Consider the following 16,980-nt stretch of genomic DNA (forward strand, 5'->3'; position numbering starts at 1 on the left):
CTGCTCCGCTAATCCGCGTAGCTAATAACGAAAACGCCTGCTTCTGTAAAGAGGCAGGCGTTTTCGTTGGCGGTTAATAGCAGTTAGAACGGGTAGCCAATGCCCACGTTCAGGGCCGGGGTATTCAGCCAAGGCTTGTTCCTGTTGCCGAACACAGCGAAGTTGCGCAAGGCCCACCGGTCCTGCGCTACGGCCGTGGGGTCGTACACTTTCACGGCGAAATCGAGGCGCACGATGAGGAAGGTAAAATCGAAACGCAGGCCGGCGCCGGAGCCCACGGCAAACTCGCGGTAAAAGCGTTTGGGGCTGAACCGGGCGCTGCCCTGGGTGTAGCCGGTGGTGTCGCGGCGGGCGTCGCGCTGCAGCGTCCAAACATTCCCAAAATCGGTGAAAACGGCGCCGCGCACGTAGCTAAACAGCGGAAAACGGTATTCCACACTGCCTTCGAGCAGCAGCTCGCCCGGCTGTTCAATGTTTTCGTCCCGCAGTGGAATGCCCCGGCTGTCGAGTATTATGTCTCCGCGGTTGTTGTACTGATACGTAGGATAAGAGCCCACGCCAAGCCGACGGGGCCGCCACGCCCGAACACTGGAGCCGCCGCCGGCGAAGAAGTACTTGTCGTAGGGAATCAGTAGCGACGAAGTGACTTGGCCGGATTGCAGGTTCCGTAGTTCGGTGGGAGTAAGGGCTTGGGCTATGCCTCCATTTAGTCGCCAGGTAAAGTATTGGCGGGATGTTAACTTATGGTAACGCCGGAAGTCGGCTCCGGCTCGGGCGTAGTCCAGCACCAGCAGATTACCCACCAGCGTTTCAAGTTGTTCCTGGTTTTGCGTGCCGATGGTAGTGCGGGTGCCCGGAGCAGTGTAAAACTGCCGGCCAGGGGCTCCCAATTCGGTGTAGAGCCGCAGGTACTTGGCGTCTAACGTTTGTACGAAGTCGTTGGAGTTGTAGAGCGAGCTGGCGTTAATGCTGGGAATCAGCAGGCGGTCGAAAGAGCGCAGCAAAGCGCCTGAATTGGACTGTTTCAGCAGTACGTCGCGAAAGGCAGCATCAATTTTAGGCGTGTTTACCAGGCTGACATTGAGCGGCGTGAGTACGTATTGGTGAAACGCGTTGCGCTGCCAGATATAATCGTAGGTACTCTCCAGCGTGGTACGGTTGTACTCCGGCCGGTCAACATAGGTATAGCCTAAGGAGAAACGCGTGCGCGGACTGTATTTGGTCAGCAGCGGATTGGCCCGCCACGGCACCAGAAACTGCGGCAACGTTAACGTGGCATTTGCTCCAAGCTGGAGGGTGTATACCGATGGTATTCTGGCATTAGACCCGGGAGGTGTGGTTGTGGCCTTATACTGTCCCTCCAAACCGGCCCGCAAACCAAGGTCAAGAATCTCGGCGCCGCCAAAAGCGTTGCGCACCCGCAAGCGGAAGTTTCCAAATGGACCTGGCTTTTCAGCTACTACAGTGCCGCCTATCTCGCTGGTTTCCTGATACTTTTTAAGTAACGAGGTGCTCACAAGCGCATCCAGCAAGCCGGTGGTGGTATCGGTGGGCATCGGCACTTTCTGGTACGTAACCCCTTGGAAACGAAATACGTCCAGATCGGCCAGCTGCCGCTGGGTAAGAATGGACTTCGAAAGGCTGTACTGCTCACCGGGGCGCACGGCCACCTTGCGGTCCAGAATACGGGTGCTGAAGCGGTGGTCGTAGGCCAGGTAATTGATCCCGTTGCGCTGCACCGTATCGCGCTGCACGCCAAAGCGGTTCACGCCCGCATCGGTTATCATGGTCACGTTGCGCACGGAATACGCGCGGTGGCCGGGCTCGTCGGGAGGGTTTTCCACCATTACCAGCAGCCGCACCGAGTAAGGCGCGAAACTGGTGTCGGCTTCCAGGGAAATGTATTGCTGCCGAAAATCAAAGTAGCCCCGGTTTTTAAGCATACTCTCCAGCCGGCCCCGCTCACGGCCAATCAGCTCTTCGTCGTACGGCTGGCCTACGCGCAGCAGCGCCTGACTGGAATCGGCCTTGATAATGCGGGCCACGGCCGAGTCGGCAATGTCGTAGGCCAACTGGCTGATGAGAAACTGCTGGCCTTCCTGCACACGGTAAGTAACCGCCACGCGGCGGCAGCCCAGGGTGTCGCGTCCCTGCTTGCCGGGGCCGCCAAACAGGCCGCGGGGGCAGTCGGTGGTGTCGGTGGCCGACACACGGGAGCGGAAAAAGCCCTTAGAACGCAGAAAAATCCGCATTTGCTCGGCAGTTACACGCGTGAGCTGCTCGTCGTAAATAACGGGCGGGTCGCCGAGGCGCATAATGGCATTCCCCTTGTCGATGGCGGCCTGCAGGCGCTGGGTGCGTTTCTCGCGCTTCTGCAGCAGCTTGCCCACGGCTACCGAGTCGGTACCGGCGGCGGCAATGCGCCGGGTGTATTCAGCGCGGGTGGTGTCGAGCTTCTGCTGCAGCCGCTCGGGGTTGTAAAACGTGTAGCCGAGATTGTAAGTGGCTAGCTTGGGCAACGGAAAATTATCGTTGGGCCGTTGCCGGTACAAAGCCTCCAAGCGCTCTTGGTCGGCTTGTTTCACGCCTTCTAGCTGTACTTTCGTCAGCAATTGCTGCCGCGGGCCCAGCAGCCGCATGGGCGAGCAGGCCGCGGCTCCCAGCAATACGGCCACGGTCAAGCCCTTGCTAATCAGGTGCCGAACCGGGCCCACATGCTCACTCATTACCGAAACAGATGGTTTCAAAAGCCGTTGCGAAATACGTGCAGTCGTTGCACCAAAAGAAATACCGCCAGCGTCACGGCGCCTTTTTGGTAGAAGGCACCAAGAACGTACGGGAGCTGCTAAGTTCTGCACTTACGGTGGAACGGTTGCTGTATACGGCTGATTTTGCCACTGCCGTACAAGTTCCGCACCAGCTGGCAGGCGTAGCCGATGTGGTTACGCCCGACGAGCTGACCCGCCTCGGCACGCTGCAAACCAACGACGCCGCCCTGGCCGTGGTGCGCATTCCCGAGGAACGTCCGCTCCAAGCGCAGGCCGGCGAACTGCTGCTGGCCCTCGACCAAGTGCGCGACCCCGGCAACGTGGGTACGCTCATTCGCTTGGCCGATTGGTACGGCCTAGCCGGCGTGGTGTTGTCGGAAACCTGCGCCGATGCCTGGAACGCGAAAACCGTAGCCGCCAGCATGGGCTCGTTTACCCGGGTGCCCGTGTGGCACCGCCCGTTGCCCGAGTGGCTGGCTGCCTTGCCACCCAGCCTGCCCGTGTACGGAGCCGATCTGCACGGCGATAACGTGCACCAGCAGCACCTGCGCCCCAGCGGCGTACTTGTAATGGGCAGCGAGTCGCACGGCTTAACGCCGGAAGTAGAAGCGCATCTTACCCAGCGGCTGCACATTCCCGGCCGCGGCGGCGCCGAAAGCCTGAACGTGGCCATTTCCGCCGCCATACTGCTGGATAATTTTTTTCGCCACGAATAAATCGACTAAAGTCGTACCCAGGGAAATAGCCTGTAAACAGGAAAGGACCTTCTCACGCCCAAACGAGTCGTTGGTACGATGCTCGCTCGGTGGTGAGAAGGTCCTTTGCTGCAATTAAGCTGACCGATGAACCGCGGTTACAGGTCGCTGAAGGTGATGCCGAAGCTTATTACTTGGGCTTTCGGGCCGCGGTTTTCTTTGAACAGGTCGTTCATGTTGTACTTGGCAAATAAGTCGAAGCCGTGTACGCCTACGCTGCCTTGCACACCGTACTGGAAATCCTCCAGGTTGTAGCTGCCGCGGTCTTTGTCTTTGCGGGTGCTGCCTTCGTCTTCGTACTTCAGCTTGGTGTGCGAGGCAATGCGGTAGCCCACAAAACCGCCGGCCCCGAGGCGGAACATCTCGTCGTGCTTGCCGTTGCGGAACTTCAGCGTAAAGCCCACCGGCAGGTTCAGGTTGGTGGTAGCCAACTTGCTTTTCTCGTACTGACGGGTGCCGTCCTGTATAATGTTGGTGCGGGAATCGGCCTGCACGAAGCGGCGGTTGCCTTCCAGCATGTAGTTATTGAAGGCAATTTCCGGCCCGAGGTGGAAGTACAGCGGGCTGTTTTTGCCGGTCCGGGCCCAGTAGCTCCACTTGAAGCTTACGTAGCGCGAACCGAATGGCCGCAGGTCGAAGGGCTGTTCCACGTTGTCGCCGCCAAAGTACGGCTGACGGTTCACCAGCGCGTTCAGACCTACGTCGAGCCCAAAGTCGGTGCCGGTGAGGCGTTCCTGATGGGCCTTGCGCTTGGCTGCTTTCAGCGAGTCGCTCTTGGGGTTGTCAGTATTGAGCTTTACCGAGACGCGGTCCTTGCCGTTGTCGATGTCCTCGTCGGATTCCACCAGGATGCCCATTTTGCCCATCATCACCTCCACGCGCTCTGATTTCGCATTCTTCGGGCCGCGTACTGTTACGCGCACTTGCTCGGGAGCGGCTTTGCTGTTGGGCTGCTCTTTGGCGGGGTAAAATTCCATGGTAACCTGCCCGTTGCCCGACTTGTTGCCGGCGGCTTCGGCCTGGCTGATGTAGCCCGAGAGCAGAATCATGAGCGAGTCGAGCTTGTATTCGCGCAGCTCGCGCAGCTGTTGTTTGTCGCGGGCCACAATGGTCATCGACACTTGGTTAGGCAGCTTCACCAGAATGGTGTCGTCGTTGCCGGCGGTGGGAGCCAGCGTGCGGGCAGAGGCAGCAGCGCCGGTGAGCAGCAGCGCCGCCGTGGCAGCGCAGAAAAACGCGGGTTTCATACAGGTAGAGAAATCGGAAAGTCGGAGGAAGAGAGGAGGGCGGCAGCGGGGCTGCGGCTACAGGGAAATCGTTTTGGTGAGGGTGTGGCTGCCCAGGCGGGCCTGCACCGTAAGGGCAGGGTTCGAAGGCAGGCCTACTTCGGTGAGGTCAGGCTTTTCGCCGCGCACCACACGGCTTACTTGTTTCACTACCCCAAACAGTCGGCTGCGGCGCGAGGCCTCAGGTTCTACTCCGGCGGTGGCCACCACCGGCAGGTTCGCGGCTGATTCACGCACTTCCACTTCAATGGCACCCTGCGGAGCCTTGGGCAGCCCAGTAGCTGCCAGGGCCTGGCTGCCGGCCGGTACTGGCGCCGGCGAGGTAGCGAGAAGTTCAGGGGCCGGAGCGGCAGCAGGTTTTACTGCCGCTACCGCTTCTTCGGGCTGCGGCGTGGGGCGAAGTGCGGGGCGCTGCTCCGGAGCAGGCGCCCCGCGCTTCGTGCGGGCTACCATCCGGATGGCGTCCCGCTGACGAGCAGCTTCTGGCGTGGGGGTGAAAGAATCGGTGGTTTGAGCAGGCGTGGAGCGGTTGGTATCGGCCGCCGGAGCGGCCGTTTCTTCAGATGAAGCAGAAGGAGTGTTGGCCGCCAGCGCGTCGGGTTGAGCAAGCGCTTCTTCGCTAACGGAGCCCTGGGTTTGATCAGCAACGCCGGTTTGCGGCGGCGAAACCGTGGCCAACTCACCCAAAACCGGGCTTTGGCTCAGTTGGGTGGGGCGCCACACCAGCCAGCCGGTGCCGGCCACCAGCAGCAGCGTAATGGCAGCAGCTACGGCGTACATCCAGAATCCGGCGCGGCGCTTTTCTTCCTTCGGTTCGATGCGTTCCTGCAGGTCAAACCAAAGGCCGGGCGGCGGGGGCGTTACGTGCTGGTCGAGCTTTTCCCGAAACAGCTTATCAATATCTTCCGGTCGCATAATATTCTTTCGGTGAGGAGTTGGACGAGGCCTGGGCGCTGGCGGCGCCGAGGCGGCGCTGAAGCATGGCCCGGGCCTTGCTAAGCTGCGATTTGCTGGTACCCTCTGAAATGCCCAGCAGCTCGGCTATTTCGGGGTGGTTGTAGCCCTCTACGGCGTACAGGTTAAAAACCGTGCGGTACCCGGCCGGTAGTTCGCTCAGCAGCTGCATTAAATCGGCAGCGGCCAGGTTGCTTTCGGCGTCGGCTTGCGTGGAGGGCACGTCGGTCACCATGTCGTCGATGGCCAAGTGCAGCGGTTCCTTGCGGCGTAGCTGCCCGAGGGCTTCGTTTACCATGATGCGCCGAATCCAGCCTTCAAACGAGCCTTCGTGGCGGTACTGATCGAGGGCGCGGAACACCTTCGTAAAGCCCATGAGCATGGCCTCCTCGGCGTCGGTGCGCTGGCGCAGGTAGCGCAGGCACACCGTCAGCATCAGTCCGGCAAACCGCTCGTAGAGCTGTTTTTGCGCCCGGACGCTGCCTTGCCGGCAAGCACTGATGAGTTCGGCGTCGTTCACGGCTTTGGGTAGGAGTAGAGCAGTAGATTGGGCGTTTGCAATGGTAGATGGAAGCGTGGCAAGCAGCGTTGCCTGGGCCGTGCGAAAAAGTTGCAAGACTATTTTGTATACTTATTAATCTATTGAAAATCAGTTGTTTAAATAAAGTATGGGCCGTTTGAAAATGTGAAAATATTTAATGTCGCATCGATAGAAAAAGCCCCGCCACCGCTGCTAAAGCGGGAAGCGGGGCTTGCAAAGCAGGATATACCCGTTTAGTAGTTGCCTACGGAGAGCATAACTAAGGTGCAGGCTTCTTCCGTGCGGATGCCCTGCTGCTGGGCGCGTCGTTCCAACTCGTCGTTTTCAGTACCAGGATTGAAAATGATGCGCTTGGGCTTTAGGTCGAGGATGTAATCGTACCAGGCGGGTTGGTTTTGCGGGCCCACGTATAGCGTAACGGTATCAACGCCTTCTACGGCCGGCTTGTCGAGGGCAATGTCGAGCCCGGCTACCTGGCCCTTGCGGATGCCCACCGGCACCACTTCGTGGCCGTGGGCTTTCAGCCGGTGCACGGCTTGGTAGGCATAGCGTGAGGGGTTATCGGATGCACCGATGACGACTGTTTTTTTATTAGCCATGGGGAGGAAAATGTCAGGCGTGATATATGAAAGGACGCGGCCTGTTTCAGGGAAACAGCTTCCGCAGCACTTTGTACGAAAAAACCGCCACCAACGTCAACTATTAACGGCCAGCAGCTACCTGTACGGCAATGGCTTCGGCGCACCGTTCCCCGTCCATCGCCGCTGACACGATACCGCCCGCGAATCCGGCCCCTTCGCCACAGGGGTAAAGTCCTGTTACTTCCGGGTGCTGGAGCGTGGCCGGGTCGCGCGGAATGCGCACCGGGGCCGAAGTTCGGCTTTCCACGCCCACAATCTGGGCCGCGTTAGAGGTATAGCCCGGAATTTTACGTCCGAAAGCCTGGAAGCCCTGCCGCAGCCGGTTGGCCAGGTTCGAGCCCAGCACCTCGTCCATGGGCAACGACGTCAGGCCCGGCTGGTAGGAAGTTTCCAGCAGGCTGCGCGAGGTTTTGCGCTGCACAAAGTCGCCGAGAAGCTGCGCCGGGGCTAACTGGGTATTGCCGGCCAGCTGGCAGGCGCGTTGCTCAATTTCCTGCTGCAACTTCAAACCCGCCAGCACGCCGTAGCGCTTCAGGTCCATGTCTTCGGGCTCAATAGCTACCACAATGCCAGAGTTAGCGTAGCGCGAGTCGCGGCGCGAGGGGCTCATGCCGTTTACCACTACCTCGCCCTGCGTGGTGGCCGCCGGTACGATGAAGCCGCCGGGGCACATGCAAAACGAAAATACGCCGCGCTGTCCGCCCGGTCCATCGGTTTGCTGCACCAAGGCATACGAGGCGGCGGGCAGCTGGCCGCGGTCGGTGCGGTGGTACTGGGCCTGGTCGATGAGGCTTTGTTGGTGCTCCACGCGCACGCCCAGGGCAAAGGGTTTAGCCTCGATGCGCACTTGCTGGCGCAACAGCAGCTCGTAAATATCCCGCGCCGAGTGGCCAGTAGCCAGCATTACCGCGTCGGCCTCAATCGTGGTGCCATCGGCGGTAACCACGCCGCGGGCCCGGCCACCGTCGAGCAGTAGCTCGGTCATGCGGGTTTCAAAGCGCACCTCGCCGCCGTGGTCCACAATGGTTTGGCGCAAGGCCTGCACTACGGCCGGTAGTTTGTTAGTACCGATGTGCGGGTGGGCATCCACCAGAATTTCGGCGGTAGCACCGTGCTGCACGAATAATTGCAGCACGCGCTGCACGTCGCCGCGCTTTTTAGAGCGGGTGTACAGCTTGCCGTCGGAGTACGTACCGGCGCCGCCTTCGCCAAAGCAGTAGTTGGAGTCGCTGTTTACTACGTGCTCCTTATTCAGGGCCGCTAAATCGCGGCGGCGGCTGCGCACGTCTTTACCGCGCTCCAACACAATGGGCCGAATACCCAGCTCAATGCAGCGCAGGGCCGCAAACAAGCCCGCGGGGCCCGCGCCCACAATCACGGCGCTGTGCTTAGCGTCGCTCACGTTTTTATAGTGTACCCACGGCCCAAACAGCTCCCGCGGTGGGGGCGTCTGGTAAATATCGGCCCGCAGGCGTACGCCCACGTTGCGGCCCCGCGCATCAATGGAACGCCGGGTCAGGTGCACGAAATCGGCTTGGCCAGGTTTCAGGCCGGCGGCCTGCAACAGCGCTCGGTAACGGGCCAGCTCGTCATACGCCTCGTCGGGCGCCAGCACGAGTTCTACTTCTTGTTTTTGCATAAAGAAGGCGGCAGGGAGTTAGGCCTGCAAGCCAGGTAGGGTTCAGACTGCAAAGATAACCTGATGGTTCCTTAGGGCGCCGAAGAGGCGACGGGAAGCTTATTGTATGGTAAACGTAATGGGCTGGGTGAATACCACCTTGGTTGGCTTAGCATCGATGGTGACTGGCAGCCACCAGTTGTCGAATACCTGCCGAGTGACGCGTAGGGCCTCTGCATCAAGGGCCGTATCCAGGCTTTCAACGACCCGAAAATCACGGGCATTGCCGTTCTCATCCACAATGAATTCTACCATGACCCGGCCGGCAGCTTGGCGTTTAAGAGCCGAGTCGGGATAACGGATGCGCCCGTCCGCGCCCAGCCAGCGGATTTCGTCGCCGCCGACAAACAATACGGGCGAGGTGAGCCGCTGCCGCCGACGTTGGCCTGCCAGCTCGACTACCCAAGTGGTAGTATCGGCCGGAGTTACTAGATTTTCCAGGGTACGCGTACTGTGGTTGTATCGACACCGCAGCTTGCCATCCGGCCCCCAGTACTCCCAGCGTCCGGCTTTCTGACCTACTTGGTAGCGGCCGCGGGACTGCAACTGCCCGCTAGGCGCGTAGTAAAAACTCCATATGCTGTCTTTACGCCCCTCCCGAAAATAGCCACGTACCAAGGCGCGGTTTAGCAATCCGTTTTTTGCGTACGGCCCATGCCGTACCCGGCTGTCTGCAGTCAGCACAGCGTACGTTTCGGTGTAGTAAGGTTTCTCCCGTTTCACTGTAAGTAGGCGAGTGGACTGGCACAGCACGGTCAGGGGGAGCACGCTGAGTAGTAGGCTCAGCATGCTCATTTGCAGCCTGCACATCAAGGGGAAAATAAAGTGAGACCAACAATAAGTACGCAGTTGAAACGCAGCGTCGTATCCGGGTATTGCCCCGGGGGCGCATTGCTTTGTGCCGGCACGAAAAAGCGACCCTGGCTTCGTGAAAAAGCCAGGGTCGCTTTTTAATGTGCGTTATACCGCCCCGCGCTGCGCGGTTGCTGCTTACATGTCGTTTACCTGCATTGCTGCTTACGACAGCACCACGCCGGGCGTGTCGGTTTGTTGCTCGCGCACGCGGGTTAGCCGCTCGTTGTACTTCTGAATTCCCTGGTTTTTCGGGTCACGGCGCTGGGCCAAGCGGAAATATTCGCGGGCTCCTTTAGCATCACCCTGCATACTGAGGCAGGCGCTGAAGCCGTAATACACGTTACAGTTGGTGCTATCGAGCAACCAGGCTTGGTTGAAACGCTTGATGGAAACTTCGGGGTTTTGCTGCGCCAGGTGCTGCCAGCCTAATTCCACGCTTACATCGGAGGCAGCGCGGGCATCGTTGCGGTAGCGTTTCAGCTCGGCGCCCACAAAAGCCCTATCAATCTTTTGCAATTCCTTAGACTTAGCCTTACCGCCGTAGCGCGGCAGCGTGTTTAGGGGCTGTTGCTTTACCTGGGTGCCGGCTGCCACAGGCTGCGCCAGCAGGAACGTGAAGGCCGAAAGGGTAGCGAGAAGCAGGCGTTTCATAGCAGGCAGCGGGTCAGTCTATAAACCAAAAATAGCCAGTCGGAATTATATTCCGACTGGCTATTCGTTTTTTATCTATTTGGTGCTCATGGCAGCTACTTCTTCCAGCACCTGATCGACCCAGGTTTTACCCCATTCTTCCAGTTCTTTTTCGGTCCAGAGCTGGGGGTAAAAAATGCGTTTCTGAAACTTGGGAGGCAAATACTTGCGCCAGTTGGTGCCGCCAGTAGCCGGAACGGCGTCGCCGGCCTGCCGCTCCAAATAGCGTACTGCCGACTTGTAGTGCATCAGCGGCCAGTTGATGTTCACGTTCACATCCAGCTGCTTTAGCTGGCGCATCAGGCGCGGGTGGCGGCGGTCGTCTACGGGCAGGCGGTCGACCACGGCCCACACGTTGCGCTGGCGGAAGCGGGCAGCGTGGTCTATGAGCAGCTGGTGGTATTTCTGCTCGAACTGCAGCAGGGTAAGGGTTTTGGCGCCGTCGTGCTCCTGGGTAGCGCCGGCCTTCCAGTAAATGCAACCCATCAGCTCCTCGTGGCTGTCGGACTCGCCCAGCAGGCGGTGCTTCTCCTTGTCCACGAGGTTATCGAGCGACGTGGAGGCAATTTCAATCATGCGGTATTGCACCGACTGAAAGCCAGAAGCAGGCATGAGGGCCATCCGAAACTGCAGGAACTGCTGCCGGTCCATGCCGTCGACCATCACATCGAACGAGTCGATCAGGTTTTCGAAGTAGCGGTTGATGCGGCCCAGGCGCAAGACCAACTCGCCTAGCGTGGGCTTTTGCAGGTCCCCAATTTGTTCGTATTCCACCAAACAGAGCTTGAAGTACAGCTCCGTAATCTGGTGGTACATGATAAAAATCTTCTCGTCGGGAATCTTGGTTAGCGGCCGTTGCAACGAAAGCAGGGTATCCAGTTCGATGTAGTCCCAATAGTTGACGTAATCGGCGTGGTATAAGCCTTCGAGGTAAGCGGCCAGATCTTGGCCGTCGGCGGCGTACTTCTCCTGCAATCGGCGTAGCTGGGTGACTACCGCCGGGGAGAATTCTTCTTGGTTTGGCATTGGGTGGGGAGGTGGGAAAGCGGGGAGGGGACACAAAGAACGAAATTCGGCGCAAAATGTAAGCTTGCCGAGCAACCCTTCGCTATCAGTATTCATCTAGCCGGTACACCGGCACTTCGCGAAGTGCTTTAGGAAGGGCATAAGGGTTGTTTTTACCCGCACAGCCAGTACCTTTAGCTCACTTTATGGCTGAAAAATCCAGTATTTTTGATATGATCGGGCCGGTGATGATTGGGCCCAGCTCGTCGCACACGGCAGGAGTCGTGCGCATTGCGCGGGCGGCCATCCGGGTGTTGGGGAGTTTGCCCACGCACGCCACCGTCACGTTCTACAATTCCTTTGCCCGCACCTACGAAGGGCACGGTTCCGACCGCGCCATTGTGGCCGGCATGCTCGATTACCCCACCGACGACAAACGGATTCGGGAGGCTTTCGAGCACGCCAAAGCGGCCGGTTTGCAGTACACCTTTCAGGGAGTGGGCAACGCTTCCACCATGCACCCCAACACCATTCGGCTGGAGCTGCGCGACGAGCGCACCGGTCAGCAGGTGGAGGTAATTGGGCAGAGCCGGGGCGGGGGAGTTATCCGCATCGTGGAAGTCGACGGGTTTCCGTGCGACTTTTCGGCCGGGCTGCACACGCTCATTATCGATGCCGACGACGTGAAAGGCTCCATTGCCTTTATTGCCGACGTAATTGCCCACGACGACTGCAACATTGCTACCATGAACGTGAGCCGCAAGGGCAAAAACCAAGTGGCCCGGCAATTCATCGAAATGGACTCGCCGCTTTCTGATTTAAGCCTGGAATACCTGCGTCACCTGCGCTGGGTGCATCAGGTTCGCTACCTTCCCGCCATCGATTAAAGTCCCGCTGCGGGCTATTGGCGTTTCCGCAGCCGATGAGCTGCTGGCCCTTATCAGTTTGAGAACCCCTCGCACGAAAACAACTACTATCCCCGATGACTCCTTTTGCCTCGCTTTTGTCGCGTCAGGCTACGCGCTCGGCCAGCGCCCTGGTGCTTGCTACGCTGGGACTGGCCCTGCCCGCGGCGGCCCAAAACCGACCCACACAGCCGCCCGCCGCGGCACTGCCGCAGGCCACGGCACCTTCGGGGCCGTGGACGTTGCAGCAGGCAGTAGATTACGCGCTGCAGTACAACCTTAATGTGCGGCAGTCGCAGCTAACGGCGGAAGTAAACGACGCCGTGTTGCGCCAGAGCCGGCTGAACCGCCTGCCCACGGCCAACGCTTCGGCTTCACAAACCTGGAACTACGGTACCAACGTCGACCCGCTCACGTTTACCTTCCAGAACCAGACCACCCGCGCGAACAACCTCTCGGCCAGCGCCCAGCTGAACCTGTTTTCGGGTTTTCAGGTGCGCAACTCTATTAAGCGCAACGCCCTCGATTACCAGGCCAGCTTGCTCGATATTGACCAGGCCCGCAACGATTTGTCGGTGAACGTGGCCTCGGCTTACCTGCAGTTTTTGCTGGGAGAAGAATTGGTACGCACCAGCGAGGCCCGCATCAGCTCGGCGCAGCAGCAAATCGACCGCACGCAGAAGCTGCTGCGCGCCGGTTCGGTGGCCGAAAGCAATTTGCTCGACAGCCAGGCCCAGCTAGCCACCGACGAGGTGAACCTGGTAACGGCCCAGAATCAGCGCGACCTGGCCCGGCTGCAGCTCACGCAGCTGCTCAATCTGGAAGCCGAACGCGCCGCCGCGTTTCAGGTAGCGGTGCCCGACTTGCCCGACCCCGACGAAATGCCCGCCATGGACGCCGACATAGCCGGCACATTTCAAACCGCGCAGAGCACGCAGCCGCAGATTCGGGCCGCCGACTTGCGCGTGCAAAGCGCCATGCGCGGCGTGGAAGTGGCCCGCGGGGCTTACTACCCACGCCTCACGTTTGGCGGTAGCATTTTCTCGGGTTACTCGTCGGCCCGCATTGGCCGCCGCCTCACCGGCGACTCTACCATTGTGCCGGCTGGTTTCATTTACCAGATTACCCCCACCGGCCCGCAGCAGGTACCTGGTGTGTTTGCCGGCGTGAACCAGCCCCGGTTCGAAACGCTGGAAGAAGGCTTTGGGTCACAGGTAAAAAACAACCTGGGCAAGCAGCTCAGCTTTAACCTTTCCATTCCCATTCTCAACGGCTGGCAGGCGCGTACCAACGTGCAGCGTTCCACCATTGGGGTGAAGCAGGCCGAGTTGCGTGCCGAGCAAAGCCGCCTCCAATTGCGCCAAACCATTCAGCAGGCCTACGCCGATGCTTTGGCCGCCCAGCGCCGCTACGCCGCTAACAAGCGCCAAACCGAAGCCCTGACTACGGCCTACCGCAACGCTGAAATCCGGTTTAACAACGGCCTGATGAACGGCACCGACTTCAACATTGCCAAAAACAACCTGACCGCCGCCGAGTCAGGCATGATTCAGGCCAAGTACGAATACCTGTTCCGGCGCAAAATTCTGGATTTCTACCAAGGTAAGCCGCTTTCGTTGTAGTCTCATTATCAATGCGAAAACGGCCAAACGTCTCGTTATAGCCCGGCTGCCACGCCTGCGCCTCTGCCGAGGTGTGCGTGGCAGCCGTCTTTTTTACTTCTTTTGCCCCGCCGGTGCCTTCGCCGGTTCATGCTGACCCCCATTCTACTGGTTTTATGCGCAACAACCGTCTGTTGTTTATTTTGCTCGGCGTACTGGCCGTGTTAATCGTGGGCTACGTGGTAGCCAAGAAACAAGGCTGGATAGGCAAACCCGCCGGGGTGGAGGTGCTGGCAGCCAAGGCTGGCCCAGCAAACATTGTAGAGAAAGTGAGTTCCTCGGGCAAAGTGCAGCCCGAAACCGAGGTAAAAATCTCGCCCGACGTATCGGGCGAAATCACGGAACTGTACGTGCGTGAAGGCGACTCCGTGCGCAAAGGCCAGCTCCTGTTGCGTATTCGCCCAGATAACTACCAGGCCATGGTTAGCCAGCAGTCGGCCGTGGTGGGTACGCAGCAGGCCAACGTGGGCCAGTCGCAGGCGCGTTTGCAGCAGCTGATGGCTTCGGCCAAGCAAACCGAGCTGGCTTACCGCCGCAACGCTTCCTTGTTTAAGCAAAAGGTGATTTCGCAGGCCGAATACGAGCAGTCGAAAGCCGCTTACGAAGCCTCGCAGGAAGAAATTAACTCGGCCCGCGCCAGCATTCGGGCGGCCCAGAGCAGCGTGCAATCGGCTCGCGCCGGCCTGGAAGAAGCCCGCCGCAACCTCGATAAAACCACCATTTACGCCCCCGTTAGCGGCACCGTTAGCAAGCTGAACGTGGAAAAAGGCGAACGGGTGGTAGGAACCTCGCAAATGGCCGGTACCGAGATTATGCGCATTGCCAACCTGAACTCGATGGAAGTGCGGGTGAACGTGAACGAAAACCAAATCGTGAATGTGAGCCTCGGCGACTCGGCCGACGTGGAAGTGGACTCCTACACCAGCAAGGGCGAGAAGTTCCGCGGCATTGTGACCAGCATTGCCAACAGCGCCAAAGACGCTGTGACGGCCGAGGCTGTAACCGAGTTTGAGGTGCGCGTGCGCCTGCTGCCCGAATCCTACCGCCAGCTGGTGCGCACGGTGGGCGGCCGCACCATTGTTCCGTTCCGCCCTGGCATGACGGCCTCGGTTGATATTATTACCGACCGCCGCGCCAACGTATTATCGGTGCCGCTGAACGCCGTTACCACGCGTTCCGACAGTGTTATGCAGGCGGGCAAAGAGAAGGAAGGCGGCTCGCGCATTCGGGTGGGCAGCCGCGGCGGATCGGGTACGCCCGAAGCCGAAACCATGCCCAAAGGCGACGTGCAGGAAGTGGTATTCGTGATTCGTAACGGCAAGGCCGTGCTGGTGCCAGTGAAAACGGGCATCAACGACCTGGAGCACATTCAGATTCTGGAAGGTGTTAAAGCCGGCGAGGAAGTAGTAAGTGGCCCGTACGGCGTGGTATCCAATGCACGGCGCCTGAAAGACGGCAGTGCGGTGGTGGTGAAGGATGCTAAGAGCCTGAACCGCGCTACGTTGAAGGAAGACCAACCGGAAGAAGATTAGGCAAGGCGGTTCTTACAGGTTCGAACCTGAGAGAGGCCGGGGCTGTGTGCAGCCCCGGCCTCTCGCTTTTTTTAGCTAAAATGCCGCTTGTTGCGTTGCAGGCGTGCGCCACAGCGCGGCCGGCCGTTGCGCGTTTACCGCGGTATGGCCACATAACTACTCCTTCCTCATGCCCGCGCTGTGGCGCGGCTTTGCTCTTTCCCCGTGGATAAAATAGCCATGATTGGCGGCGGCTCTTGGGCCACCGCGTTAGTGAAGATTCTTTCTGAAAACGGCGCCCGCGTGGGCTGGTGGATGCGCCACAAGTCCGACGTAGAGCACCTGCGCAGCACCCGTCACAACGCGCGCTACCTCTCGTCGGTGCAGTTTGACCTGACCCGTGTAACGCCCTCCACCGACCTTAGCGACGTGGTGAAAGATGCCGACTGGGTGGTGCTGGCCGTGCCCGCTGCCTTCGTGAAAGAAGCCCTCGATAAGCTTGACCGCGACGCTTTCAAGAACAAGCGCGTCATTTCCGCCATCAAGGGCATGATTCCGGGCCGCAACGAGTTGGTGACCGACTACGTGATGGAGCGTTTCAAGGTGAACCGGGAACGGCTGGGCGTGGTGGCTGGCCCGTGCCACGCCGAGGAAGTAGCGCTGGAAAAGCAGAGCTACCTCACCATCGGCTCGCCCGACCTTGCCTTGGCCGAAGACTTCTGCCAGCGCCTGCGCAACCGCTACGTGAAGGCGCACCCCGCCGCCGACCTCGACGGCATTGAGTACTGCGCCGTGATGAAAAACATCATTGCCCTGACCTCCGGCATAGCCCACGGCCTTGGGTACGGCGACAATTTTCAGGCGGTGCTGGTGGCCAATGCCGTGCAGGAAATTCGCCGTTTTCTGTACGCTCTCAGCCCTCAGCCGCGCGACCTATCGGCCTCGGCCTACCTCGGCGACTTGCTGGTAACGGCCTATTCCCAGTTCTCGCGCAACCGCACCTTCGGCAACATGGTCGGGCGCGGGTACTCCGTAAAATCGGCTCAGATGGAGATGAACATGGTGGCCGAGGGCTACTACGCCGTCAAAAGCATTTTTGAGCTCAACAAGGACCTGCGCGTGAACATGCCGATTACCACGGCCGCCTACCACGTGCTGTACGAGAAGATTGCACCGGCCGTGGAGCTGGAAATTCTCAAGGAGAAATTCAGGTAAGGCGGTAACAGCGGCTTCATTTTCTAGCCCGGAGTTTTAGCAGCCGGTTGGCCGCTTTAGCATGCACCAAATGAGTCAGCGCTTTTCGGCAGGGTTGTGGTTTTGTTCGTTGGGTGCGGCCATGGTGGCGTTCCTAATCATGGTGGTCTGCTACATCTGGTTTGATGCGGCTCGTTGGCTAACTTCCGGCAATGTGGGCGGGACCCTTTACCCGCCGCTGGCCGGACTGCCGCAGGCTGTGCCAGAAACCAATTCCGGTGACCCAGTTGACTTTTTACTGTACATGGGGGCAGTGTACGCCGGCGCTGCCGCAGCTACGGTTTCCATTGGGTTTTGGCTGGCCGCCTGGACGAGGGACCGGCAGCGTCGGTTGGTGCCTGAGCCGCAGAACAAACTGATATGGCTGCCGCTCGTGCTGCTTATTCCATTGGCTGTTCATGTGGCTGCTATGGCCTACCACGCAGCATCTGACCCGCAGAACTTTGAGGAGAGTACAGCTCTTGCTTCTTAGTTCT

The 16,980-nt window shown here is 59.5% G+C and carries 15 protein-coding genes; 6 read left to right on the forward strand and 9 right to left on the reverse strand.

Features of this window, described 5'->3' with window-relative positions:
* Positions 1-83 precede the first annotated feature (83 nt).
* Positions 84-2,747, reverse strand: a complete 2,664-nt coding sequence (tamL, locus tag ABD903_RS15135; RefSeq protein WP_345225635.1) for a translocation and assembly module lipoprotein TamL — start codon at positions 2,745-2,747, stop codon at positions 84-86.
* Between tamL and ABD903_RS15140 the strand changes: the two genes are divergently transcribed.
* Positions 2,738-3,484 (forward strand): TrmH family RNA methyltransferase, encoded by a 747-nt coding sequence (locus tag ABD903_RS15140; protein ID WP_345225637.1) that lies wholly within the window; start codon positions 2,738-2,740, stop codon positions 3,482-3,484. The two genes, tamL and ABD903_RS15140, sit on opposite strands and share 10 nt — an antisense overlap.
* Before the next feature lie 137 nt (positions 3,485-3,621).
* Here ABD903_RS15140 and ABD903_RS15145 read toward each other — a convergent pair whose 3' ends face one another.
* The 8 genes from ABD903_RS15145 to ABD903_RS15180 all read right to left on the reverse strand — a co-directional run bounded on the left by ABD903_RS15145 (position 3,622) and on the right by ABD903_RS15180 (position 11,194).
* A complete protein-coding gene (locus ABD903_RS15145) occupies positions 3,622-4,770 on the reverse strand; it encodes an outer membrane beta-barrel protein (RefSeq protein ID WP_345225639.1) in 1,149 nt (382 codons plus the stop codon).
* Between the two features lie 57 nt (positions 4,771-4,827).
* Positions 4,828-5,724, reverse strand: coding sequence for a hypothetical protein (locus tag ABD903_RS15150; RefSeq protein WP_345225641.1), 897 nt, complete (start codon positions 5,722-5,724; stop codon positions 4,828-4,830).
* The gene (locus ABD903_RS15155) at positions 5,705-6,283 is read right to left on the reverse strand and encodes an RNA polymerase sigma factor (protein WP_345225643.1); all 579 of its coding nucleotides are present in this window, start codon (positions 6,281-6,283) and stop codon (positions 5,705-5,707) included. The genes ABD903_RS15150 and ABD903_RS15155 overlap by 20 nt, the downstream gene beginning before the upstream one ends.
* Before the next feature lie 254 nt (positions 6,284-6,537).
* Positions 6,538-6,903 carry a CoA-binding protein gene (locus ABD903_RS15160; protein WP_345225644.1) on the reverse strand — a complete coding sequence of 122 codons (366 nt, stop codon included), beginning with the start codon at positions 6,901-6,903 and terminating at the stop codon, positions 6,538-6,540.
* Between the two features lie 103 nt (positions 6,904-7,006).
* Positions 7,007-8,584 carry an NAD(P)/FAD-dependent oxidoreductase gene (locus tag ABD903_RS15165; protein WP_345225646.1) on the reverse strand — a complete coding sequence of 526 codons (1,578 nt, stop codon included), beginning with the start codon at positions 8,582-8,584 and terminating at the stop codon, positions 7,007-7,009.
* A 99-nt stretch (positions 8,585-8,683) separates the two neighbouring features.
* A complete protein-coding gene (locus ABD903_RS15170; RefSeq protein WP_345225648.1) occupies positions 8,684-9,346 on the reverse strand; it encodes a TonB family protein in 663 nt (220 codons plus the stop codon).
* Between the two features lie 294 nt (positions 9,347-9,640).
* Positions 9,641-10,129, reverse strand: a complete 489-nt coding sequence (locus ABD903_RS15175) for a tetratricopeptide repeat protein (protein ID WP_345225649.1) — start codon at positions 10,127-10,129, stop codon at positions 9,641-9,643.
* A 75-nt stretch (positions 10,130-10,204) separates the two neighbouring features.
* The gene (locus tag ABD903_RS15180) at positions 10,205-11,194 is read right to left on the reverse strand and encodes a tryptophan 2,3-dioxygenase family protein (protein WP_345225650.1); all 990 of its coding nucleotides are present in this window, start codon (positions 11,192-11,194) and stop codon (positions 10,205-10,207) included.
* A gap of 185 nt (positions 11,195-11,379) precedes the next feature.
* Here ABD903_RS15180 and sdaAB point away from each other — a divergent pair, with 185 nt between their 5' ends.
* From sdaAB to ABD903_RS15205, 5 genes are all read left to right on the forward strand, one after another.
* Entirely contained in the window at positions 11,380-12,060 is a 681-nt protein-coding gene (sdaAB, locus tag ABD903_RS15185) for an L-serine ammonia-lyase, iron-sulfur-dependent subunit beta (protein WP_345225652.1), read from the forward strand.
* 95 nt (positions 12,061-12,155) lie between these two features.
* The gene (locus ABD903_RS15190; protein WP_345225654.1) at positions 12,156-13,700 is read left to right on the forward strand and encodes a TolC family protein; all 1,545 of its coding nucleotides are present in this window, start codon (positions 12,156-12,158) and stop codon (positions 13,698-13,700) included.
* A 155-nt stretch (positions 13,701-13,855) separates the two neighbouring features.
* The gene (locus ABD903_RS15195) at positions 13,856-15,271 is read left to right on the forward strand and encodes an efflux RND transporter periplasmic adaptor subunit (RefSeq protein ID WP_345225656.1); all 1,416 of its coding nucleotides are present in this window, start codon (positions 13,856-13,858) and stop codon (positions 15,269-15,271) included.
* Positions 15,272-15,475: 204 nt separating this feature from the next.
* Entirely contained in the window at positions 15,476-16,465 is a 990-nt protein-coding gene (locus ABD903_RS15200) for an NAD(P)H-dependent glycerol-3-phosphate dehydrogenase (RefSeq protein WP_345225658.1), read from the forward strand.
* A gap of 70 nt (positions 16,466-16,535) precedes the next feature.
* A complete protein-coding gene (locus tag ABD903_RS15205) occupies positions 16,536-16,976 on the forward strand; it encodes a hypothetical protein (protein WP_345225660.1) in 441 nt (146 codons plus the stop codon).
* The last annotated feature ends 4 nt before the right edge of the window (positions 16,977-16,980 follow it).

The organism is Hymenobacter koreensis (assembly GCF_039541855.1).
In the GTDB taxonomy this organism is placed as follows: domain Bacteria; phylum Bacteroidota; class Bacteroidia; order Cytophagales; family Hymenobacteraceae; genus Solirubrum; species Solirubrum koreensis.

Excerpts from the sequence above, each read along its gene's own strand:
- ABD903_RS15140 (WP_345225637.1), top strand. The coding sequence starts at position 2,738 with ATGGTTTCAAAAGCCGTTGCGAAATACGTGCAGTCGTTGCACCAAAAG.
- ABD903_RS15145 (WP_345225639.1), bottom strand. The coding sequence starts at position 4,770 with ATGAAACCCGCGTTTTTCTGCGCTGCCACGGCGGCGCTGCTGCTCACC.
- ABD903_RS15150 (WP_345225641.1), bottom strand. The coding sequence starts at position 5,724 with ATGCGACCGGAAGATATTGATAAGCTGTTTCGGGAAAAGCTCGACCAG.
- ABD903_RS15160 (WP_345225644.1), bottom strand. The coding sequence starts at position 6,903 with ATGGCTAATAAAAAAACAGTCGTCATCGGTGCATCCGATAACCCCTCA.
- ABD903_RS15165 (WP_345225646.1), bottom strand. The coding sequence starts at position 8,584 with ATGCAAAAACAAGAAGTAGAACTCGTGCTGGCGCCCGACGAGGCGTAT.
- ABD903_RS15175 (WP_345225649.1), bottom strand. The coding sequence starts at position 10,129 with ATGAAACGCCTGCTTCTCGCTACCCTTTCGGCCTTCACGTTCCTGCTG.
- ABD903_RS15180 (WP_345225650.1), bottom strand. The coding sequence starts at position 11,194 with ATGCCAAACCAAGAAGAATTCTCCCCGGCGGTAGTCACCCAGCTACGC.
- sdaAB (WP_345225652.1), top strand. The coding sequence starts at position 11,380 with ATGGCTGAAAAATCCAGTATTTTTGATATGATCGGGCCGGTGATGATT.
- ABD903_RS15190 (WP_345225654.1), top strand. The coding sequence starts at position 12,156 with ATGACTCCTTTTGCCTCGCTTTTGTCGCGTCAGGCTACGCGCTCGGCC.
- ABD903_RS15195 (WP_345225656.1), top strand. The coding sequence starts at position 13,856 with ATGCGCAACAACCGTCTGTTGTTTATTTTGCTCGGCGTACTGGCCGTG.
- ABD903_RS15205 (WP_345225660.1), top strand. The coding sequence starts at position 16,536 with ATGAGTCAGCGCTTTTCGGCAGGGTTGTGGTTTTGTTCGTTGGGTGCG.